This window comes from Bacteroides stercorirosoris, from assembly GCF_900142015.1.
Taxonomy (GTDB): domain Bacteria; phylum Bacteroidota; class Bacteroidia; order Bacteroidales; family Bacteroidaceae; genus Bacteroides; species Bacteroides stercorirosoris.
In genome coordinates this window covers 22748-44449 of record NZ_FQZN01000016.1, presented here as the reverse complement: position 1 = coordinate 44449, position 21702 = coordinate 22748, and the positions used below count along the sequence as shown (strand labels likewise).

General features: G+C 46.4%; 21 protein-coding genes. 14 read left to right on the top strand and 7 right to left on the bottom strand.

The annotated features are described in order from the left end of the window. The first annotated feature begins 8 nt into the window (after positions 1 to 8). The 5 genes from BUC01_RS13015 to BUC01_RS12995 are packed head-to-tail and all read left to right on the top strand — an operon-like array spanning position 9 to position 4827. Complete coding sequence (locus tag BUC01_RS13015) at positions 9 to 1037, top strand: alpha/beta hydrolase (protein ID WP_025830647.1); 1029 nt, start codon at positions 9 to 11, stop codon at positions 1035 to 1037. Positions 1038 to 1050: 13 nt separating this feature from the next. Beyond that, positions 1051 to 1578, top strand: coding sequence for a cyclophilin-like fold protein (locus tag BUC01_RS13010; RefSeq protein WP_073313927.1), 528 nt, complete (start codon positions 1051 to 1053; stop codon positions 1576 to 1578). A gap of 13 nt (positions 1579 to 1591) precedes the next feature. After that, on the top strand, positions 1592 to 2491 hold the full coding sequence (locus tag BUC01_RS13005; protein WP_025830646.1) for a DUF3737 family protein: 900 nt from the start codon (positions 1592 to 1594) through the stop codon (positions 2489 to 2491). Further along, positions 2475 to 3641, top strand: a complete 1167-nt coding sequence (locus BUC01_RS13000) for a MalY/PatB family protein (protein ID WP_073313925.1) — start codon at positions 2475 to 2477, stop codon at positions 3639 to 3641. The genes BUC01_RS13005 and BUC01_RS13000 overlap by 17 nt, the downstream gene beginning before the upstream one ends. A 37-nt stretch (positions 3642 to 3678) precedes the next feature. Then, complete coding sequence (locus BUC01_RS12995) at positions 3679 to 4827, top strand: aldo/keto reductase (RefSeq protein WP_073313923.1); 1149 nt, start codon at positions 3679 to 3681, stop codon at positions 4825 to 4827. Here BUC01_RS12995 and BUC01_RS12990 read toward each other — a convergent pair. Further along, a complete protein-coding gene (locus BUC01_RS12990) occupies positions 4824 to 6017 on the bottom strand; it encodes a sugar MFS transporter (RefSeq protein ID WP_073313921.1) in 1194 nt (397 codons plus the stop codon). The genes BUC01_RS12995 and BUC01_RS12990 overlap by 4 nt on opposite strands. Positions 6018 to 6180: 163 nt before the next feature. Between BUC01_RS12990 and BUC01_RS12985 the strand changes: the two genes are divergently transcribed. From BUC01_RS12985 to BUC01_RS12970, 4 genes are all read left to right on the top strand, one after another. Beyond that, positions 6181 to 6732 (top strand): GNAT family N-acetyltransferase, encoded by a 552-nt coding sequence (locus BUC01_RS12985; RefSeq protein WP_034523952.1) that lies wholly within the window; start codon positions 6181 to 6183, stop codon positions 6730 to 6732. A 377-nt stretch (positions 6733 to 7109) separates the two neighbouring features. Beyond that, entirely contained in the window at positions 7110 to 7394 is a 285-nt protein-coding gene (locus BUC01_RS12980; protein ID WP_025830644.1) for an RNA recognition motif domain-containing protein, read from the top strand. 152 nt (positions 7395 to 7546) lie between these two features. After that, the gene (locus BUC01_RS12975) at positions 7547 to 8638 is read left to right on the top strand and encodes an NAD(P)H-dependent flavin oxidoreductase (protein WP_025830643.1); all 1092 of its coding nucleotides are present in this window, start codon (positions 7547 to 7549) and stop codon (positions 8636 to 8638) included. 16 nt (positions 8639 to 8654) lie between these two features. Continuing rightward, positions 8655 to 8861, top strand: coding sequence for a hypothetical protein (locus BUC01_RS12970; protein ID WP_369862749.1), 207 nt, complete (start codon positions 8655 to 8657; stop codon positions 8859 to 8861). A gap of 94 nt (positions 8862 to 8955) precedes the next feature. Here BUC01_RS12970 and BUC01_RS12965 read toward each other — a convergent pair whose 3' ends face one another. The 4 genes from BUC01_RS12965 to BUC01_RS12950 all read right to left on the bottom strand — a co-directional run bounded on the left by BUC01_RS12965 (position 8956) and on the right by BUC01_RS12950 (position 12720). Further along, a complete protein-coding gene (locus tag BUC01_RS12965) occupies positions 8956 to 9834 on the bottom strand; it encodes a VIT1/CCC1 transporter family protein (RefSeq protein ID WP_025830642.1) in 879 nt (292 codons plus the stop codon). Between the two features lie 131 nt (positions 9835 to 9965). Beyond that, entirely contained in the window at positions 9966 to 10901 is a 936-nt protein-coding gene (locus tag BUC01_RS12960) for a DUF1848 domain-containing protein (protein ID WP_025830641.1), read from the bottom strand. 9 nt (positions 10902 to 10910) lie between these two features. Beyond that, on the bottom strand, positions 10911 to 11432 hold the full coding sequence (locus BUC01_RS12955; RefSeq protein ID WP_025830640.1) for a hypothetical protein: 522 nt from the start codon (positions 11430 to 11432) through the stop codon (positions 10911 to 10913). 103 nt (positions 11433 to 11535) lie between these two features. After that, positions 11536 to 12720, bottom strand: coding sequence for an iron-containing alcohol dehydrogenase (locus tag BUC01_RS12950; protein WP_073313919.1), 1185 nt, complete (start codon positions 12718 to 12720; stop codon positions 11536 to 11538). 440 nt (positions 12721 to 13160) lie between these two features. Between BUC01_RS12950 and BUC01_RS12945 the strand changes: the two genes are divergently transcribed. The 5 genes from BUC01_RS12945 (at position 13161) to hydF (ending at position 19379) form a co-directional block, all read left to right on the top strand. Next, on the top strand, positions 13161 to 14156 hold the full coding sequence (locus BUC01_RS12945; protein ID WP_025830639.1) for a quinone-dependent dihydroorotate dehydrogenase: 996 nt from the start codon (positions 13161 to 13163) through the stop codon (positions 14154 to 14156). A gap of 63 nt (positions 14157 to 14219) precedes the next feature. Continuing rightward, entirely contained in the window at positions 14220 to 15680 is a 1461-nt protein-coding gene (locus tag BUC01_RS12940; protein WP_073313917.1) for a monomeric [FeFe] hydrogenase, read from the top strand. Positions 15681 to 15741: 61 nt separating this feature from the next. Continuing rightward, the gene (hydE, locus tag BUC01_RS12935; protein WP_025830638.1) at positions 15742 to 16788 is read left to right on the top strand and encodes a [FeFe] hydrogenase H-cluster radical SAM maturase HydE; all 1047 of its coding nucleotides are present in this window, start codon (positions 15742 to 15744) and stop codon (positions 16786 to 16788) included. After that, entirely contained in the window at positions 16775 to 18193 is a 1419-nt protein-coding gene (hydG, locus tag BUC01_RS12930) for a [FeFe] hydrogenase H-cluster radical SAM maturase HydG (RefSeq protein ID WP_073313915.1), read from the top strand. The genes hydE and hydG overlap by 14 nt, the downstream gene beginning before the upstream one ends. Before the next feature lie 4 nt (positions 18194 to 18197). Then, positions 18198 to 19379: a [FeFe] hydrogenase H-cluster maturation GTPase HydF gene (gene hydF / locus BUC01_RS12925; RefSeq protein WP_073313913.1), complete on the top strand. Its 1182-nt coding sequence runs from the start codon at positions 18198 to 18200 to the stop codon at positions 19377 to 19379. A gap of 59 nt (positions 19380 to 19438) precedes the next feature. Here the strand turns inward: hydF and nuoE are convergent, their stop codons facing one another. Further along, positions 19439 to 19915 (bottom strand): NADH-quinone oxidoreductase subunit NuoE, encoded by a 477-nt coding sequence (gene nuoE / locus BUC01_RS12920; protein WP_007665079.1) that lies wholly within the window; start codon positions 19913 to 19915, stop codon positions 19439 to 19441. A 20-nt stretch (positions 19916 to 19935) separates the two neighbouring features. Further along, on the bottom strand, positions 19936 to 21702 hold the full coding sequence (locus tag BUC01_RS12915; protein ID WP_073313911.1) for an NADH-dependent [FeFe] hydrogenase, group A6: 1767 nt from the start codon (positions 21700 to 21702) through the stop codon (positions 19936 to 19938).

Genomic DNA, 21702 nt, shown 5'->3' with positions numbered 1-21702 from the left:
AAGAAAATATGAAAAAGATATTATTTTCAGTAGTGGCATCCTTTATGATGCTCGGCGTAGGTAGTGCTTCGGCACAAACCGATGCAGACAATTTCTACAAAAGTGATTTAGTAAACATGGAGAAAGTATCCTTCTCCAACCAGTACAAAATGAAAGTGGCCGGAAACCTTTTCCTGCCCAAAGATATGAAAGCAGGAGAAACGTATCCCGCAATCATCGTCGGGCACCCGATGGGAGCAGTCAAGGAACAAAGTGCGAACCTCTATGCGATCAAGATGGCCGAACACGGTTTCGTCACCCTCTCCATCGACCTGTCCTTTTGGGGAGGAAGTGAAGGAGAACCACGCAACAGCGTCTCTCCGGAGATTTATGCGGAAGACTTCAGCGCAGCAGTCGATTTCCTCGGTACACGCCCGTTCGTCGACCGCAACCGTATCGGCGTAATCGGTATCTGCGGCAGTGGAAGTTTCGCCATCAGTGCGGCAAAAATCGATCCGCGTCTGAAAGCCATTGCAACCATCAGCATGTATAATATGGGTACAGCAAGCCGCAACGGACTGAAACACGCACTGACCCTAGAACAAAGGAAACAAATCATTGCCGAAGCCGCCGAACAACGTTATGTAGAATTTCTGGGCGGAGAAACGAAATATACCGGCGGCACCGTACACGAACTGACGGCAAACTCCTCTCCGATTGAACGCGAGTTTTATGAATTCTACCGTACAGAACGCGGAGAATTCACCCCCGAAGGTGCAACGTCCCTGACCACCACGCACCCCACCCTGGCAAGCAACACGAAGTTCATGAACTTCTATCCGTTTGCCGATATCGAAACCATCTCACCGCGCCCCATGCTTTTCATCACCGGAGAGAATGCACACTCACGCGAATTCAGCGAAGACGCCTACAGCAAGGCTGCCGAACCCAAAGAATTATACATCGTGCCCGGTGCAGGCCATGTGGACCTTTACGACCGGGTCAGCCTCATCCCGTTCAACAAGCTGGACTCTTTCTTTAAGGAATACCTGAAATAATACCGTGAAGATTATGAAATATTACTTAGTACTCATTTTTATGACGTTGACATTGTCCGTTTGGGGCACATCATGCAGCGACGATGCTCCTATACCCGAAACAGGGCAACAGATACCTCCGGGAAGTACAGACGACGATGAGCCTCCGGTTAATCCCGGCAATGACGACGATGATGACGATAACCCTATGAGCAACAATCTAAAAATAACAGTCGGCTCCGCCTCATTCAATGCCACACTGGAAAACAATGCGGCGGCAACAGCCTTCAAGGCATTACTGCCTATGACCATAAACATGTCCGAACTGAACGGCAACGAAAAGTACTTCTACCTATCGGGAAACCTGCCTACCGCATCTTCCAACCCGGGAACCATCCGCACGGGCGACCTGATGCTTTACGGCGGCTCCTGTCTGGTACTTTTCTATGAGACTTTTTCAACATCCTACAGCTACACCCGCCTGGGGCGTGTAAACAACCCTTCGGGACTGGCATCCGCCCTCGGTTCGGGCAGTGTAACCGTAACATTCGAACTACAATAAGAACAAAGATATTATGGAAATTATCAAAAACAAAGAATTCGGAGGCGAACGCCCCCTGTTTGCCACTCACGACCTCCAACTGGAAAATGTAACCATCCATGCGGGTGAGTCCGCATTGAAAGAATGCAGCAACATCGTGGCAGTGAACTGCCGTTTCGAAGGGAAATACCCATACTGGCACAACAATGGCTTCACTATAAAGAACTGTTTCTTCACAGAAGGTGCCCGTGCCGCACTTTGGTACTCGCAGAATGTACAAATGACGGATACCGTAGTGGAAGCACCGAAGATGTTCCGCGAAATGGACGGGATAAAGCTGGAAAACGTGCAACTTCCCAATGCCTTGGAAACCCTTTGGTTCTGCCGCAATGTAGAACTCAGAAACGTACAGATTGACAAAGCCGATTACCTGTTCATACACGGTGAGAACATACGCATCGAAAATTACAGCCAGAACGGCAACTACTCATTCCAGTATTGCAAGAACGTGGAAATCCGCAATGCCATCATCAACTCCAAAGATGCTTTCTGGAATACGGAAAACGTAACGGTATACGATTCCGAACTGAACGGCGAATACCTGGGCTGGCATTCCAGAAACCTGCGTCTGGTGAACTGCAAGATTTCAGGCACGCAACCACTCTGTTATGCCCACGACCTGATTATGGAAAACTGCACAATGGCCGATGATGCCGACCTTGCATTTGAATACAGCAGTCTCCAGGCCACCATCAAAGGCCCGGTTCACAGCATAAAGAACCCACGCACGGGAAGCATCACGGCCGAAAGTTACGGAGCCGTCATCATAGACGAGAACATAAAGGCCCCCGGCAACTGCAAACTGAAACTTTGGGACGACCGGACCTGTTTTGACGAAACGCAAGAAGAGATGCAATATGCAGCACAACTTTGATGAAATCATTCCACGCCGGGGCACGAATTCCTATAAATGGGATTCTGCCACTACCCCGGGTGTATTGCCGATGTGGGTAGCCGATATGGATTTCCGCACAGCACCCGCCGTGACGGAAGCATTGAAAAGGCGGGTGGAGCATGGCATCTTCGGATACGTCCGCGTGCCCGATGCTTACTACAATGCAACGATCAACTGGTTCAAAAGACGCCACGACTGGAGAATAGAAAAAGAGTGGATTATCTATACCTCCGGAGTAGTACCGGCGCTGTCGGCAATCATAAAAGCCCTGACCAGCCCCGGCGACAAAGTCTTGGTACAGACTCCGGTCTATAATTGCTTCTTCTCATCCATACGAAACAACGGATGTGAAATCGTTTCCAACCCACTGATTTATAAGAACGAAACTTACCGGATTGATTTCGATGACTTGGAGAAGAAGGCTGCCGATAGTAAAGTCAAACTCTTACTATTGTGCAACCCTCACAACCCTGTCGGAAGAGTATGGAACCGGGAGGAACTGATACGCATCGGTGAGATTTGCCTCCGGAATCATGTAACGGTAGTAGCGGATGAAATTCATTGTGAACTGGTTTTTCCGGAATATACCTATACGCCTTTCGCCTCCATATCGCAGGAGTTCCTGATGAATTCCGTCACTTGCATTTCCCCCAGCAAGGCGTTCAACCTGGCAGGAGTCCAGATTGCCAACATCGTGTCCGCTGATACCTATGTACGCAAGAAGATAGACAAAGCCATCAATATAAACGAAGTCTGCGACGTAAATCCATTCGGAGTAGAGGCTTTGATAGCCGCCTATAATGAAGGAGAAGAATGGCTGGAAGAACTGAAAAGGTATCTGTTCGATAATTATAATTACCTGAGGAGTTTCTTCGCCGAACATCTGCCGGAGCTCCCCGTAACGAAGCTGGAAGGTACTTACCTGGTGTGGGTGGATTGTTCCGCATTAAAGCGTACCTCAGAAGATATAGTAACCTCGCTATTGGAACAGGGAAAACTCTGGCTGAACGAAGGCAGCATGTACGGAGACACCGGAGAAGGCTTTGTCCACATCAACATAGCCTGCCCCCGGCAAGTATTAACAGAAGGTTTAGAAAGGTTCAGGCAATGGAAGAACGGAAATTATTAGTAACTTCGCGAAAGCGTATTAAGAAACAGAAAACATCATGGAATATAGAACATTAGGAAACACCGGTTTGTCAGTCAGCGCCATCGCATTAGGGTGCGAAGGGTTCGTTGGCAAAACAGAAGAACAGACATGTGCAGAAATGGATTTCGCCATCAGTAAAGGAATCAACTTTATTGATATGTATGCCTCCAACCCCGACTTACGCAGCAACATCGGCAAAGCGTTGACAGACCGCCGCGAGCAATTTATCATCCAAGGGCATCTGTGCACCACCTGGGAAAACGACCAATACCTGCGTACACGCGACATCGACAAGGCAATCGCCTCCTTCGAAGACCAGTTGGCACGCCTCAATACCGACTATCTGGATATCGGCATGATACACTATGTGGACAGCGAAGAAGACTTTCATGAAGTATTCAACGGTCCCGTCATCCGGCTGGCCCTGCGCCTGAAGGAAGAAGGCAGAATCCGCCACATCGGACTGAGCAGCCACAACCCCACCGTTGCACGTATGGCTGTGGAAAGTGGACTGATTGAAGTGCTGATGTTCTCCATCAATCCTTGCTACGACCTGCAACCGCCCACTGAAAACGTAGATGACTTATGGGCCGATGAAAACTATGCCCACTCCCTGCAGAACATAGATCCGAAGCGGGAAAGGCTCTACGAACTGTGCGAAGAGAAAGGTGTAGGCCTCGATGTGATGAAGGTATATGGCGGCGGAGATTTGCTAAGTGAAACCAATTCACCCTTTGGCAAAGCTATGACTCCGGTGCAATGCATTGAATATGCACTGACCCGTCCGGCTGTTGCCTCCATCATGGTGGGGTGCAGAAGTTGTGATGAGATGCAGGCAGCCATCGACTGGTGCACCGCCAGCAAAGAAGAAAGAGACTACACCGCCGTCATGGCAGGCATGGAAAAGTTCACCTGGAAAGGCCATTGCATGTATTGCGGACATTGCGCTCCTTGCTCCGTAGGCATCGACATAGCAAGCGTAAACAAGTACTACAACCTGACCATTGCCCAGAACGAGATACCCGAGACTGTGCGTGAACACTACAAAGCCCTCACACACCACGCCTCAGAGTGCATCCAGTGCGGGCAATGCGAAACGAACTGTCCCTTCGGAGTCGCCATCATCGAACAGATGGAAAAGGCTGCGGAGAAATTCGGATATTAGCAGAGCGAACATTGCTTTACTTTCCAGGCATAAAGCAACACCACAACGAACGAAAGCAACGGAACAATAAACGAGAAAGACATATTCGTCTGGTCGGCCACATACCCCATCATGAGCGGTCCTATCGCTCCCCCGATGGGGGACATCATCAGATAGGAAGATGCACGCTTGGTATAGTTCCCCAATCCTCTCAGTGAAAGTGCAAAGATGGTGGGGAACATGATAGCTTCAAAAGCATATCCCATGAACAGGGCTACCAATGATAAAACTCCCAGATCAAGCACCACCAAAGCCGTAGTAACAACCGTACCCACCGCACAGAAAAACAGTACCTTCTCCGCCCGGATATACCGCATAATCCAGCTTCCGGCAAAACGACCGCACATAAACAATCCCAAACCACCGAACGAAAGCACCACAGAAGCATCGCGGGCATTCATCCAGCCGTCATCCACCACATAATTAATAAAGAAGCTGTTGATTGAAATCTCCGCTATCTCATAACAGAACAGACTGACAATACCGAAAATAAACAGCTTATGCGACCAAAGCCCACGTGCTCCACCCTCGCCCAGTTCTTCCTCATCTTCTCCATGCACAATCTCCGGCAGACGGATTTTATAGAACACCAGTGCCACCATCAGCACTATAATTCCCATCAATGTGTAGGGCAAGGATATATTGCTTTCACCCCCTTCCGAGAATAATAACAACCCACCGATAAGCGGCCCGCATATGCATCCCAAGCCATTGAATGACTGCGCCAAGTTAAGACGGCTGGCAGCCGTTTCACGGTCACCAAGCTCCGTCATGTAAGGATTAGCGGCTGTTTCCAGAAACACCAGTCCACAGGCTATGACAAACAGGGAGAGAAGAAAGAAATTGAAAGACATCCAGTATTCTCCGGGAATGAAAAGCAGGGAGCCTATCCCGTAAAGCAGCAAACCGAAGACCACCCCTTTACGGTAGCCATATTTGTTGATAAACAGTCCCGCAGGGATAGCCATCACGAAGTATCCCAGATAAAACATCACTTGCACCCATGCCGAATGGGCACGTGTAATAACCAGCACATCTTGAAAGTGTTTATTCAGCACATCCAGTATGGCATGTGCAAATCCCCATAAAAAGAACAGGGAAGTAACCAAAATAAAAGGAATCCGATATTCCTTCTTTACCAAATTTTGCATACAGAATTTTCTTATAAGCAGCGTGACGCTGCACCCGGATTTCCATGCGGGCTAGAGATGCCACGGCCAATTTTCCGGCCGCAAAGATAGGCAAGAAGTTTCATAATATGACAATTTGTAGTAACTTTGTATTCATCTATAAAGAAATAGTCTGAAAAACAATATGAAGACATCTCCCAAACAATACATTGAAACCTCACGCCTGATTCTGCGCGACTGGCAAGAAGAAGATATCCCCGTTTTTGCCCGACTGAACAGTGATGACAAGGCAATGGAGTTCTTCCTCAACAAACTTTCCTATCAAGAAACCCTCGACTTCTATAACCGTATCCGAAAAGAATTCGCATCCAGAGGATATGGATTGTATGCAGTAGAAAAGAAAGAAGACCATGCATTTATCGGTTATGTAGGATTGCATGACGTTACGTTCGATGTAGACTTTGCCCCAGCCGTAGAGATAGGCTGGCGTCTGATTCCCGAAGTATGGAATCAAGGATACGCCACAGAAGCGGCTTCCGCCTGTCTGAAATATGCAAAGACGACATTGGGACTGAAGGAATTATATTCCTTCACCTCACTCCCTAATAAACGTTCGGAGCGTGTGATGCAAAAGATAGGTATGATGAAAGATAAAGAATTCAATCACCCGTTGGTCAGCCCCGACCATCCTTTACGCAGACATGTATTGTATAAAATCTCCTTGGCAAATATTTAATCAACATACTGCCCACGAGTATCTGTAAGGCACATTAAAAAGGCTACACCCTTTATCGCGGATAGCTACACCCTTTACCCCAAAAGGTGTAGCCATCCTGGGAAAAGGGTGTAGCCTTAGAAAAGAAAAGGTTTTCATCTTTAAGGAAAAGCGCAATATACCATAGGAAGCCCTAATGCAAATAAAAAACAATTATCGCTTTTTTATTAATAAATCATGAATTAAAAGTTGCCGTCTCCAACTATTGTATTACCTTTGTCGCAGTTTGAGTTACGAATCGTTATCGTATAGTTCTTCTTTTTATCCTTTATTAAGCAGACCTCTCCTTTAATTATCCCCTCACTCTTACATTAGTATTTATTTAATTAAAATTTCAAATGAACATTTACATTTCAGGTTTAAGCTTTGGCACAAATGATGCCGACTTGAACGAATTATTCACAGCGTATGGAGAAACCTCTTCAGCTAAAGTTATTATGGACAGAGAAACCGGAAGATCCAGAGGATTCGGTTTTGTAGAAATGACCGACGATGCAGAAGGACAAAAAGCAATTGACGAACTCAACGGAGCAGAATACGACCGGGAAACGATTTCAGTAAGCGTTGCACGCCCTCGCGAAGAAAGACCCCGCAACAACGGATATAATTCCAGACGTTATTAATGTCTACCCTACAAACAAGAACAGGAGATATAATCTTCTGTTCTTGCTTTTTATCAATCAAAAACAACAATACAAAGAAAAGAACATCGCTAAACGAATAGAATACCAGAAGTATATTTATCCGCTTGTAGTCTTGTTACAATATCAATTTTATGAAACCATTTTTTATTGGAAATATAGAGATAAAAACACCTATCATACAAGGTGGAATGGGAGTCGGAATTTCATTATCCGGCTTAGCATCAGCCGTTGCCAATGAAGGCGGCATAGGTGTTATTTCATGTGCAGGCTTAGGTCTGCTATACCCCAAAGGCAAAGGCGACTATACCGAAAAATGCATTTGCGGGCTTAAAGAAGAAATTCACAAAGCCCGCCAAAAAACGAAAGGAATCATCGGAGTGAACATCATGGTGGCCCTTTCCAATTATGCAGAGATGGTCCGCACTGCCATAAGCGAAAAAATCGACGTAGTCTTTGCCGGTGCAGGACTTCCTCTCGACTTACCTTTATACCTGACGCCGGAAAGCAAAACGAAGTTGGTACCCATCGTATCTTCTTCAAGAGCTGCAAAAATAATATGCGACAAATGGGAGAAGAATTATAATTATCTGCCTGATGCCATAGTAGTAGAAGGTCCCAAAGCCGGAGGGCATCTGGGATTCAAGAAAGAACAGTTGCAAGATGCCCAATACGCCCTGGAAGCATTGATACCTGAAGTAGTAGCTATCGCAACAAGTTATAAGGAAAAAAAAGACATTCCCGTAATTGCCGCAGGTGGAATCTCCACAGGTGAAGACATTGCACGGTTCATGCAACTGGGAGCTTCGGCCGTACAAATGGGAAGTATTTTCGTAACTACCCAGGAGTGTGATGCTTCGGAAACTTTCAAAGAGGTCTATATTCATTCCAAGCCCGAAGATGTTCTCATCATCGAAAGTCCTGTAGGTATGCCCGGACGAGCCATCGACGGAGAATTTATCCGCAATGTAGAGAAAGGGCAGGAAAAGCCAAAGTGTTGTTCGTTCCATTGCATCAAGACGTGCGATTATCAGAAAAGCCCTTATTGCATCATCAAGGCATTGTATAATGCAGCCAAAGGCAATATGAAAAGAGGATATGCATTTGCAGGCAGCAACGCTTTCCTCTCCGACAAAATACGCAGTGTGAAAGAAGTGATAAGTACATTGAACACTGAATTTCTTTTAGCAACCTGCCAATTAGTCCCAGCGAAAATGAAAACTTAAAAAACAATTCGATATGATGAAAAAGAGTATTATCCGACCAGAGACAGGGTCTTCCAATCAATTAACAGAGAATGCTATCAAAGAGCACAAGAAAAAAGTGGGAGAAGTAATCCTTGTAGCAATCACTCCACGGACAACGATTGAGCTTCCGGCTCATCTATCTCAGGCTGAAATAGCCGAACGTGTAGAGCTTTATAAGAAGTTGCACAGTTCGAAAATATAGTTTCAGTTTATTTTCATCAATTGACTATAATAGAAAATCCCTGAAGTTTAACACCTCAGGGATTTTTTTATAATCATACGACGAGAACCTTTCTTTAAGCTTCTATCCCTGTCACCGTCTTCAATAAATAGCCTATCAGAAAACTTATCCCAGCTACAGAAAAACTCAGTATTGCCATTTCCGAGAAGCGACGTTTGAAGCTCTCGTTCCGGGCTATGGCATAATAATAATTGAAGAAAGCAATAATGAGCAATGCCATCAGAAGCATAATGCATAACGCCATGACAGGGCTCGACAAAAGAATGAACGGCCCCACCAAAGCTACCACGGTGATGATATAAGCAATGCCTGTATAAATAGCCGCCTTAACCGGACGCTTGTTTCGTGTCTTTTCCGATTTTGTAGAAAGATACTCGGAAGAAGCCATAGAAAGTGCCGCGGCAATACCTGTAATACTTCCGGTCAAAGCTATCAGTTTCGTATCGTTCAATGCCAGCGTAAAGCCTGCCAATGCTCCGGTAAATTCCACTAATGCATCATTCAGACCAAGCACCACCGCCCCCATATATTCCAATCGTTCCTCGCTAATCATTCCTATGAGTTTTTCTTCATGATGCTGTTCGTCTTGCGCCATCTCAGCAAAATGTTCCATATCAGGATACTGAGAATAAACACTCGTTGTTTCTTTCTCTCCCAGCTCCAACCGCCGAACAGCGAATGTAATGCCTAACAGGCGTACCAGCCATACATAAAAAAGGATTTCCCAACGATTGGGAGTAACTTCCCGATGAGTGTAACTGCGCAACGTAGCATAGTGCCTGCTTTCATCTTCTGAAATACGTTGCAGGATTTTCCGGTTTTCCGGATCTTTTTCAATAGTTGCCAGCTTCTTGTATATGATGCACGATGTGATTTCTTCCCGCTGGAAGCCAATTATCTTCTTCAATAGTTCTTGCTCTGTTTCCTGTCTCATTTTTCTATAAATTAAGTAAACGCAAAATTAAGAATAATCGATGTTATACAACAATCAAACTCATAATTGTTTTCATGAGGACATCAGTTTCTTCTCGAAAAGAATCAGAAGACAATAAAGATACGGTTGTTTTAAAATAAAGAAAGCTGATCAGTACGAAGACTCTTCATTTCCCGTTCCACAATCACAGCCTCATTTCCAACTTCTTCAATCAGCATCGGAGAGTTCTTGTCGTGCTTGCTACGGTTAAATTTAGCCGTATTATAATTACCTTTAATCGCATAACAGTAAATGCACCCGTTAAGGCAGCTTTCATAAGTACCGATATCGATGCTTTCCACACAACGGCAGATATCCCGTTGGTTCTTGTCTTTACGGGAGAGAATGGGATAGCCTGTAATTCTTTCAATCAATCGGTTATCCACACACAAGCCACTTGGAATGCCTATATGAGATAAATCTACTCTGGTGGTGCAAGTATCCAGTTCCATCGACAGCTCATCCGCCGTTTTCCTGAAAGCGACCGCCATCGCCTCAATATCCTCTTTTGCTAATGGCTCTATATTGAATTCACGAAGAGAAGCACGCACATGCGGATAATGGTCGATAAACCCCAGCATACATTTCTCCGTATATCCTTGCAGGGCTACTGCCATTTCAGCAAACTTATCCTGATGAAAAACTACTGTATACTGTTCGTTCGTAAGAATCGGATCATACCGCCACACCACTTTTTCCTTTCCTATCCTATCAGCAAGATACTTAAAAGTATCAATACGCCTGTCAAGCGATGGTAATTTACTTTCCAGTTCCGTCCCATAGGGATTCAGTGTAAACTGAAAATAATATTTGTAGTCAGCCAGTCTATCCAGTCTCTCAATCATCGGGGCCGGATTCTTTGTCCAGAACACTACACAATCAATGACAGCAGGATCTAAACTGACCCTGCTTATCATATTTGGATTATACGGATTCGGTACAAGGACATATCCTTCATTTATCCGGTTGAAAAACCATTCCGAATAGAAAGCAGGAATATCCGTCCTGCGGCTGGCGCTTATTATCATATCGCCACCCTACTCTTCTTTAGACGATGGAACCACGTAATCTTCTTTAATGAACTCATCATACACCCTTTTAGGATGGTCGAACGGAGCTACCCCCGTACGGTCTTCATTAAAGTTCTCACGCCGGAACTTTTTCAATTTCAGATTGTCTTCAGCATATTCCCTCAGTTTCCTTTTCTCTTGACCATACAAAGAGCTGGATAACACTTCAGATTCCAACAGACTCTCTTTAGGAGTGATGGATGGCAATAAATTCTGTTCCAAGAGTCCGCGATACGCCCCATTATATTCACACCAGACATTATTGCCCAGAACAAACAAACGATAGGTATAGTTGGACCATGCTGTTTTGATAGTTATTTCACGAGCATAGATTTCTACTGTCGCTTCCGAGGCATAGCTCGGATCGCGAATGACAACCAGTTTCCGACCTGAAATATCTTCCTTTACAGAAGTAATCCATCTTTCACCATGCAAGATTTCTTCAATAATTTCAGGCAGTTTTTCTTTAATTTCAAAATGTATTCTCATGTTCTTTGCCTGTGGGTCAGGACTTTTTTATTACCCCCAATTTGATATATGCCCCTAAAGATAACGAAAATTCATTTGAAAAACAATATGTGCCGCGAAAATATTATCTATTTGCCATCCGATAGATGCTTTCCATATCTTCACGATACAATATCTTCAAATTTCCTGTCGTTCTCTTTCCGCCGGAACTGCACTTATCCGCCATCATTCTGATTTCGTCATCCGTAGCCTGCCGTCCTATCAGTTGGCAGATACTGACAGGCATCCCGATAGCACGATAGAAATTCTCCATGGCTTCAATACCCGCCAAAGCTGTATGTTCAGCCGATTTAAAATCATTCGTCACTCCCATCACATTTACGGCAAACTGTGCAAAGCGTGTCACATTTTCCTTATAAACATATCGCGCCCAACTTCCCCAAAGAGCCGCCAGACCTGCACCATGAGCCACATCGAAAAGAGCACTCAATTCATGTTCAAGCTGGTGTGTAGCCCAGTCTCCGGTGGTTCCGCATCCTGTCAGGTCATTGTGTGCCAAGCTGCCGGCCCACATAATCTGTGCACGGTGAGCGTAATTTTCCGGGACTTTCAGCACTTCAAAAGCACTGTCCTTCACGGTGCGAAGAATACCTTCGGCCACGGCATCCGTCACGGTCATGTCGTCATCATGAGAGAAATAACGCTCCATCGTATGCATCATAATGTCCGTCACGCCACATGCTGTCTGATAGTTGGGTAACGTAAAGGTACGTTCCGGATTCATCACCGCAAACTTGCAACGGCATAAATCATTGGAGTAGCCTTTCTTCAAGTCACCGTTTTCATTAGTAATTACAGTACTGTTACTCATTTCACTACCTGCCGCCGGAATCGTCAGTACGGCAGCAACCGGAAGGCAAGCTTTCGCTCTCGCTTTGCCCATATAGAAGTCCCAGACATCACCCTCATAAAGCACACCAAAAGCAATTGCTTTCGCAGAATCGATGACACTACCACCACCTACGGCAAGAATAAAATCAATACCCTCTTTCCGACACAACTCAATACCTTCATGTACCATCGACAGACGGGGATTAGGCACTACCCCACCTAATTTAATATAGGTGATGCCTTCCGCCTCCAATGCCCGGCAAATCTTGTCGAGCAAACCGGAGCGCTCAGCGCTCTGTCCACCATAATGTACCAGAACATTCGTTCCACCATATTGTTTCACCAGTCTTCCTGTTTTCTCTTCCGAAGCTGCTCCAAACACTACTTCCGTGGGAGCATAATAAATAAAATCTTTCATTATCTGATGTTATTGTTTGGTTATGATACAAAGATAAAACACTAATATCAAAGAAACAAAGTTTATAGAAGTTATAGCCTGCTTAAAGGAATTATTCACACTTCTTTAATCCTGCACGACAGACTCTTCTTCATCCTTTATTTTCTTATATATACTTACTGGCTACTCATAACAAATTCGGTTCTTTACCATAAAAGTATACATTTAACCGAATTTGCACCGAGTTTATACCGAGTATATACAGAATCTACATTGGATTTATTATATACACTCTCTCTTACTTAAATATATGGGCTATTTCCAAAACTTGTCTCCATTCATTCTCGTTCCCTATTCCTATCCATTCAGAATATAACTTTTCTTTATGTCTGATAAAAGAGTATGAATAGGTTATCCGGGCAGAATGGCATAGTTTTGTAACGAATTAAACAGAATATGTCATGTATAAGCAAATTATTCGTCCGTTACTTTTTTTGTTGAGCCCCGAGAGAGTACACTCTCTCCTACTGTCCGCTTTGCGGTGCTACAGCCACTTACCATTCGTTCGTTCCTGGGTACGCCGCTATTACAAAGCTACGGATAAGCAATTGGTCTGGAACCAGCTCGTCTTTAAAAACCGAATCGGGCTTTCTGCCGGATTTGATAAAAGCGCAGAAGCTTTCAATGAACTTTCCGATTTCGGATTTGGCTTTATCGAGATAGGAACAGTGACACCCGACAGTCAGCCCGGCAACCCTAAGCCACGCATTTTCCGTCTGCCGAAAGCTGATTCACTGATTTCAAGGACCGGATTTAATAATCCCGGATTAGACGTCGTAAAACGTCGCTTAGAATACAAAACAGATGCATATCTACTCGGAGTCAACATCAATAAGAATCCCGGGTCGGAAAAGGAGGAAGTCGTGAACGATTTTCTTCGGTTATACGCCGGATTGTATAGCTTGGCCGACTACTTCACGCTGAACTGGGGTTCCATAGAAGCCACCTTGATGCATACAGTCCTGGAAACGCTCACCGATTTTCGGAATAAACAGAAGAATTATCGCCCTATACTCCTGAAAATACCCGCCGACATTACTACTGAAGGAATGGATGCAGTACTCCATTGCATCCAAGCTTACAAACTGCAAGGAGTAATAGCCACCGGACCTACAATGGACCGTTCAAACCTATCCCCCTATACAACCGCCCGGTTAGAAGCTATCGGTGCAGGTGGAGTAAGTGGAAAAGGAATCGGAAAGAAATCTATCGAGGCCGTAAAATACCTGCGCTCCCACAGCGAGAGAGGCATGTTGATTATAGGCGCAGGCGGTGTGATGACTCCTGAAGATGCCAAGCAAATGCTGGCAGCCGGAGCGAATCTGATACAGATTTATTCCTCTTTCATCTACGAAGGGCCTGCGATAGTTAAGAATATGATTAAAGCTATCCATTAGAATAAGAAACAATCGTTATCTTTGCACGGTAATTACCAACTAACTAATTCCGATATAAATATTATGGCATTTACCAACAACATTATGATTGTCCGCCACAGATTGCTGACAGAGCTGGTAAAACTGTGGAGAGATAACGAACTTATAGAAAAAATAGACCGTCTTCCCATCGAACTGAGTCCGAGAAGATCAAAACATGCCGGACGTTGCTGCGTACATAAAGAGCGTGCCGTATGGAAATACAAATCGCTGCCGCTACTTGGCTTGGATATGGAGGATGAAAATGACGAATTAACCCCATTGTCAGAGTACGCAGCCCGTGCACTCTACCGTGCAGAAAACGGAAAACCAAAAGATAACATCATGTGCGTGATTGACGAAGCATGTTCGGCTTGCGTACAGATCAATTACGAAATCACCAATCTTTGCCGTGGCTGCACTGCCCGCAGTTGCCAGACCAACTGCCCTAAAAAGGCCGTCCACGTGAAAGAAAGCGGACAGGCATGGATCGACCATGACGAGTGCATCAGTTGCGGTATCTGCCACAAGAGTTGCCCGTATCATGCAATCGTCTATATCCCCGTACCCTGTGAAGAAGCTTGTCCGGTGAAAGCCATCAGCAAGGATAAAAAAGGTATCGAGCATATTGACGAGAGTAAATGTATCTATTGTGGAAAATGTCTCAACGCTTGTCCGTTCGGAGCTATCTTCGAAGTGTCACAGGTATTCGACATCCTACATAAGATACGTAAGGGTGAAAAGATAGTAGCTATCGTCGCCCCATCCATTCTGGGACAATTCAAAACAACTATTGAACAAGTTTATGGCGCCCTCAGAGCCGTAGGATTCGCAGATGTCATTGAAGTGGCACAGGGAGCCATGGATACCGTCAGCAATGAAGCGCACGAGTTAATAGAGAAACTGGAAGAAGGGCAGAAATTCATGACCACTTCCTGTTGTCCGTCGTACATCGAACTGGTGAATAAGCATGTGCCGGGAATGAAGCCCTATGTATCAAGCACCGGATCGCCCATGTACTATTCCGCACGTATCGCGAAAGAGAAACATCCGGATGCAAAAGTAGTGTTCATCGGTCCTTGTGTGGCTAAACGCAAAGAAGCGCAATGGGATGATGCAGTGGATTTTGTCATGACTTTCGAAGAAGTGGCATCGGTACTGGACGGACTGGATATCCAACTGGAACAGGCACATCCTTACAGCATGTCGTTCGCATCCGTACGCGAAGCCCACGGATTTGCACAGGCAGGTGGCGTGATGGGGGCTGTAAAGGCTTATCTGAAAGAGGAAGCTGACAAGATCAATGCTATCCAAGTGGCTAATCTGGATAAGAAAACAATCGGTTCTCTGCGTGCTTATGCCAAATCAGGCAAAGCTCCAGGACAGTTCATTGAAGTGATGGCATGTGAGGGCGGATGTATCACAGGGCCTTGCACACATAATGAAATTGCAGCTGGCAAACGTCAGTTTGTGCAGGAATTGGCAAAACAGGAAAAGACTTATTAGATAAGTAGTTAGTAGCAAGTAGTAAGTAGTGAATGGTTAGTAACTTATCAACTTTTATAGAATGAAAAATTTGATTACTAAACTCCGGCAAGAGCACTATTTAGATGCAGAAGAATACAAAGCTCTGCTGCTTTGCCGGGATGCCGATGCCCTAAAATACTTGCAAGAGCAGGCACGGGAGGTGGCACTCGGACAGTTTGGTAATCGGGTATTTATTCGCGGGCTGATTGAGATAAGTAACCGTTGCCGCAATAATTGCTACTATTGCGGCATACGGAAAGAGAATCAAGATGTTGTACGCTACGAGCTGACACAGGAGGATATTCTGGATTGTTGTCGTGAAGGATATACACTCGGTTTTCGCACCTTTGTATTGCAAGGAGGCGAAACACCGGCTACAAAAGATGCTTGGACGGTTGAAACAATCTCTTCCATCCGACAGGAGTTTCCGGATTGTGCCATAACCTTATCGTTAGGCGAAAAATCCCGTGAAGCTTACGAACGCTTTTTCCAGGCAGGAGCCAATCGGTATTTATTGCGGCACGAAACGCACAACGAAGAGCATTACCGCCATCTGCATCCGGCCGGTATGTCCATAAAACAACGGCTGCAATGCCTGACGTGGCTCAAGGAAATCGGATATCAGACCGGGACGGGAATTATGGTAGGCAGCCCCGGACAGAGCATAGGCCATCTGGTGGAAGATATTCTTTTCATAGAACAATTCCATCCGGAAATGATAGGTATCGGCCCGTTCATCCCGCATCACGACACCCCGTTCGCCACCGCCCTTCCGGGGAGTATAGAAATGACCTTAAAACTCCTTTCCATTTTCCGCCTGATGCATCCCGAAGTGTTACTACCTTCAACAACGGCACTGGCCACCCTCTCACCGGACGGAAGAGAACGCGGAATACTGGCAGGAGCCAACGTGGTAATGCCCAACCTTTCCCCCCGCGACCAACGGGAGAAATATACACTTTATGACAACAAAGCTTCTCTTGGTGCCGAAGCCGCAGAAGGATTACAGCAATTAGAAGAGAAGTTGGCAGCTATAGGCTACCGAATATCGAAAGAAAGAGGAGATTATAGTTATGTACAATGTTAAATCAAAACAAGCGGAAGAGTTCATCGATCATCAGGAAATTCTGGATACGCTGGACTATGCCCTTTCCAATAAAAACAACCGCGCGCTCATAGAAAGCCTGATTGAAAAGGCTGCTTTGTGCAAAGGTCTGTCCCACCGCGAAGCCGCCTTACTATTGGAGTGCGACCAGCCGGACCTGACAGAACGTATCTTCCACCTGGCACGGGAAATCAAACAAAAATTCTATGGCAACCGCATCGTGATGTTCGCACCGCTATACCTTTCCAACTACTGCATAAACGGCTGTGTCTATTGCCCTTATCACGCCAAGAACCATACGATAGCACGCAAGAAACTGTCACAGGAAGAGATACGGCAGGAAGTCATCGCCTTGCAGGACATGGGACACAAACGTCTGGCCCTGGAAGCCGGTGAAGACCCGCTCCGCAACCCTATCGAATATATTCTGGAATCTATCCGGACCATCTACGGCATTCATCACAAGAATGGTGCTATCCGGCGGGTAAATGTAAACATCGCCGCCACAACGGTAGAGAACTACCGCCGTCTGCGAGATGCCGGAATCGGTACATATATTCTATTCCAGGAAACCTATCACAAGGAGAACTACGAAAACTTGCATCCCACCGGACCGAAAAGCAAATACTCCTATCACACCGAAGCCATGGATCGCGCCATGCAGGGCGGCATCGACGATGTCGGTATAGGCGTTTTATTCGGTCTGAATACTTATCGTTACGATTTTGTGGGCCTGCTGATGCATGCCGAGCATCTGGAAGCCACATTCGGTGTAGGCCCGCACACCATCAGCGTGCCACGTATCTGTCCCGCTGACGATATCGAAACGAAAGATTTCCCTAATGCTATTTCGGATGAGATGTTCTGCCGTCTTGTAGCTGTTACGCGCATTGCGGTTCCTTATACGGGTATGATTATTTCCACCCGCGAATCGGAAGCTGTACGCCGACGGGTGCTCGAATTGGGTATCTCGCAAATCAGTGGAGGTTCGCGCACCAGCGTGGGCGGATATGCCGTGCCGGAAACGGAAGAAGAAAATTCCGCCCAGTTTGACGTCAGCGACCGCCGCACGCTGGATGAAGTGGTAGGCTGGTTGCTCGACCTGGGACATATCCCCAGTTTTTGCACCGCCTGTTACCGAGAAGGACGCACGGGCGACCGTTTCATGTCGCTCGTCAAACGGGGTCAGATAGCCAACTGCTGCCAACCCAACGCACTGATGACATTGAAAGAATATCTGGAAGATTACGCCTCACCGGAAACCCGGGAGAAAGGTACCCGCCTCATTCACGAAGAGATGGAACGTATTCCTAATCCAAAGATCAAGGAAATAGCGATGCGAAACCTGCATGAGATAGAAAACGGAAAAAGAGATTTCAGATTCTAAGCCTATGAACCAAACTCCTAACGCCAACCGCCTGCAAATCGCCCTCTTCGGACGGCGGAACAGTGGTAAATCCAGTCTTGTCAACGCACTGACGGGGCAAGATACCGTCCTCGTCTCCCCCACGCCCGGCACCACTACGGACCCGGTTACGAAAGCGATGGAAATTTATCCTTTCGGCCCCTGCCTATTCATAGACACTCCGGGATTTGATGACGAAGGTGAACTGGGAGAAATGCGCGTGGAGCGTACCCTGAAAGTCATAGAGAAAACAGACATCGCCCTGTTCCTTTGCGAAAATGGAGATGAAGAAGAACAAGTATGGATAAAACGCCTGAAAGAGCGGAATATCCCCGTAGTACTCATCCTTAATAAATCCGATATTCGCCCCGACATTGGGTCCCGGGCTGCACAGATTGAAAAAGTTTACGGAGAACATCCCGTCATTGTAAGTGCCAAAAGTGGTACCGGCATCCACGAAATTCATCGCACTATCCTAGAGAAACTTCCTGCTGACTTCGGAGAACAAACCATCACCGGGAATCTGGTAAAGGAAGGAGATGTGGTATTATTAGTCATGCCTCAAGATATTCAGGCCCCTAAAGGACGTCTGATTCTCCCCCAAGTGCAGACTATCCGCGAATTACTGGACCGGAAATGTCTGGTCATGAGTTGCACCACCGATAAATTGGGAGATACATTACGTGCGCTCGCCTCTCCACCCCAACTGATTATTACAGACTCGCAAGTATTTCAGACTGTCTATCAACAGAAACCGGCAGAAAGCCGTCTCACTTCTTTCTCCGTACTCTTTGCCGGTTACAAAGGAGATATACATTATTACGTGGAAAGCGCCGCCGCTATCGATGGCCTCACAGAGCAATCACATGTACTGATAGCCGAAGCCTGTACGCATGCCCCACTGACAGAAGACATAGGAAGAGTAAAACTCCCCCGCCTGTTGCGGAAAAGAATCGGCGAAAGATTAAAGATAGATATCGTTTCGGGAAATGATTTCCCTGAGGATTTATCCGGATACAATCTGATTATCCATTGCGGTGCCTGCATGTTCAACCGCAAATATGTACTGAGCCGCATCGAGCAGGCAAAGACACAGAAAGTGCCGATGACAAATTATGGAATAGCAATTGCACATTTAAGTGGGATACTTGATAAGATCAGTTATTAAATGTTCTCCGGGTGAATGATTATTTGCCCGGAGAACACACTCCTTTTTCCGGGAAGTTACTATTCCAACTCCTCCAGTACTTTCTTCACATCCACCGCCTGTAACCTTCCATACACCTTCTCCCCAATCATCACCACCGGTGCCAGCCCGCACGCTCCTACACAACGCAGGCAATCGAGTGAAAACTTCCCGTCCGGTGTAGTCTCCCCTACTTCGATACCCAGCACGCGCTTGAATTCCTCAAGCAATTTCTCCGAACCACGTACGTAGCACGCCGTTCCCATACACACCGAAATAGGATGTTTACCTTTAGGAGTCATCGTAAAGAAAGTATAGAATGTTACCACACCATACACACGCGACACCGGAACATTCAGCTTTGCAGCAATCAGGCGCTGCATCTCTTCCGGCAGATAGCCGTGCAGATGCTGCGCTTCATGAAGTATATTGATAAGTTCGCCCGGCTGGTTGCCATGCTTGTCACAAATAGCACGCACTTGTTCGGCAACGTCACAGGCTAATTTGATATCTGACATAGTTTCTCCGTTTTAATAAGTTAATCAATCGCCTTATTGAAATAATGCGTATGCAGCAACCGTTCTGCAGTCTCACTCAGCGGTTTGCCCAGATATTCCTCGTACAACGTCTTGATGTACGGATTCTCATGCGACTTGCGCAAAGGCTTCTGTGCATCTTCCCGGTACAGTGCATTGGCACGTGCATACAGCACTTCCGAGTTGCCATGATGCAACGGTTGTCCGCCACCACCGATACAGCCCCCCGGACATGCCATAATCTCAATCACATGATACTCATTCCGCCCGTGGCGAATATCTTCCAGCAGATGGCGTGCATTACCCAGACCATGGGCAATACCCACTTTCAGTTCAAAGCCATCCAGATCAATCGTTGCACGGCGCACACCGGCCAGGCCACGCACCTGCTCAAAGTTCACATTCTCCAATGTCCGTCCGGTATAAATCTCATAAACCGAACGCAATGCTGCTTCCATCACACCACCGGTCGTTCCAAAGATGACACCTGCACCCGTTGAAGCTCCCATCGGCTGATCGAACTCCTTATCTGTCAGTAGCGTAAAGCCTACGTTAGCCCGTCTGATAAGCCGTGCCAGCTCGCGGGTGGAAATAGAATAATCCACGTCCGGACTGCCATCTGTCTTAAACTCATTGCGGTCGCACTCATACTTCTTTGCCAGACAAGGCATAATTGATACCACTACCAGCTTTTCACGCGGGATGCCCATCTTCTCCGCCCAAAATGTCTTGGCAATGCTACCGAACATCTGCTGCGGCGAGCGTGCCGTAGAAGGAATATCAAGCATATCGGGGAAATGATGTTCAAAGAAGTTCACCCATGCCGGGCAGCATGAAGTCAGGATAGGCAGGCGAACGGATTTATCCCCGTTCATATAACGTGTCAGACGGTTCAATATCTCGGCACCCTCTTCCATGATGGTAAGGTCGGCGGCAAAGTCTGTATCAAATACATAATCAAAGCCCAATTCACGAAGAGCGTATACCATCTTTCCCGTTACCAACGTCCCGGCAGGCAGTCCGAACTCTTCTCCCAGAGCCGCACGAACGGCCGGAGCAGTCTGTACAATGACCACCTTATCCGGATTTTCCAAATCCAGCAACAGACGGTTGGTATGATCGCGTTCCGTCAATGCCCCTACCGGACAAACAGCTACACATTGTCCGCAATAAGTACATTCACTGTCACTCATCATCTTATCGAAAGCCGGAGCAATGGTAGTATTGAAACCACGGCGAATGGCTCCCAAGGCGCCTACCGTCTGTACTTCATTGCATACACTCTCGCAACGCCTGCAGAATATACACTTATCCATATTCCGCACAATGGACGAAGTGACTTCACGCTTACGAGGCGAAAGCTCCCCACCATTATAAGGCATCTGCCGGATATTGAAACGCAACGCCAAAGTCTGCAACTCACAGTCGCCGCACTTCGGACAGGTAAGGCAATCATTCGGATGATCCGAAAGTATCAGTTCAGCTACCACCTTGCGGGCATTCATCACACGCAGGGTACTGGTACGTACTACCATTCCTTCTGTACAACGGGTAGCACAGGCAGGAGCCAGATTACGACGTCCTTCCACCTCCACGACACAGATGCGGCACGAGGCCGGATTATTCTTAACGCAAGTGCCCTTCAAATCAATATGACAAAGGGTGGGTATATCTATACCGATTTTCCGTGCGGCTTCCAGGATAGTCGAGCCTTCAGGCACGGTAATATAATGGCGGTCTATTTGCAGGGTTATTTGTTTTTCTTCCAT

Excerpts from the sequence above, each read along its gene's own strand:
- BUC01_RS12965 (WP_025830642.1), bottom strand. The coding sequence starts at position 9,834 with ATGAGACAGGAAACAGAGCAAGAACTATTGAAGAAGATAATTGGCTTC.
- BUC01_RS13005 (WP_025830646.1), top strand. The coding sequence starts at position 1,592 with ATGGAAATTATCAAAAACAAAGAATTCGGAGGCGAACGCCCCCTGTTT.
- hydG (WP_073313915.1), top strand. The coding sequence starts at position 16,775 with ATGTACAATGTTAAATCAAAACAAGCGGAAGAGTTCATCGATCATCAG.
- BUC01_RS12940 (WP_073313917.1), top strand. The coding sequence starts at position 14,220 with ATGGCATTTACCAACAACATTATGATTGTCCGCCACAGATTGCTGACA.
- BUC01_RS12980 (WP_025830644.1), top strand. The coding sequence starts at position 7,110 with ATGAACATTTACATTTCAGGTTTAAGCTTTGGCACAAATGATGCCGAC.
- BUC01_RS12970 (WP_369862749.1), top strand. The coding sequence starts at position 8,655 with ATGAAAAAGAGTATTATCCGACCAGAGACAGGGTCTTCCAATCAATTA.
- BUC01_RS12950 (WP_073313919.1), bottom strand. The coding sequence starts at position 12,720 with ATGAAAGATTTTATTTATTATGCTCCCACGGAAGTAGTGTTTGGAGCA.
- BUC01_RS12955 (WP_025830640.1), bottom strand. The coding sequence starts at position 11,432 with ATGAGAATACATTTTGAAATTAAAGAAAAACTGCCTGAAATTATTGAA.
- hydE (WP_025830638.1), top strand. The coding sequence starts at position 15,742 with ATGAAAAATTTGATTACTAAACTCCGGCAAGAGCACTATTTAGATGCA.
- BUC01_RS12975 (WP_025830643.1), top strand. The coding sequence starts at position 7,547 with ATGAAACCATTTTTTATTGGAAATATAGAGATAAAAACACCTATCATA.
- BUC01_RS13000 (WP_073313925.1), top strand. The coding sequence starts at position 2,475 with ATGCAGCACAACTTTGATGAAATCATTCCACGCCGGGGCACGAATTCC.
- BUC01_RS13015 (WP_025830647.1), top strand. The coding sequence starts at position 9 with ATGAAAAAGATATTATTTTCAGTAGTGGCATCCTTTATGATGCTCGGC.
- BUC01_RS12995 (WP_073313923.1), top strand. The coding sequence starts at position 3,679 with ATGGAATATAGAACATTAGGAAACACCGGTTTGTCAGTCAGCGCCATC.
- BUC01_RS12915 (WP_073313911.1), bottom strand. The coding sequence starts at position 21,702 with ATGGAAGAAAAACAAATAACCCTGCAAATAGACCGCCATTATATTACC.
- nuoE (WP_007665079.1), bottom strand. The coding sequence starts at position 19,915 with ATGTCAGATATCAAATTAGCCTGTGACGTTGCCGAACAAGTGCGTGCT.
- BUC01_RS12990 (WP_073313921.1), bottom strand. The coding sequence starts at position 6,017 with ATGCAAAATTTGGTAAAGAAGGAATATCGGATTCCTTTTATTTTGGTT.
- BUC01_RS12985 (WP_034523952.1), top strand. The coding sequence starts at position 6,181 with ATGAAGACATCTCCCAAACAATACATTGAAACCTCACGCCTGATTCTG.
- BUC01_RS12945 (WP_025830639.1), top strand. The coding sequence starts at position 13,161 with ATGTATAAGCAAATTATTCGTCCGTTACTTTTTTTGTTGAGCCCCGAG.
- BUC01_RS13010 (WP_073313927.1), top strand. The coding sequence starts at position 1,051 with ATGAAATATTACTTAGTACTCATTTTTATGACGTTGACATTGTCCGTT.
- BUC01_RS12960 (WP_025830641.1), bottom strand. The coding sequence starts at position 10,901 with ATGATAATAAGCGCCAGCCGCAGGACGGATATTCCTGCTTTCTATTCG.
- hydF (WP_073313913.1), top strand. The coding sequence starts at position 18,198 with ATGAACCAAACTCCTAACGCCAACCGCCTGCAAATCGCCCTCTTCGGA.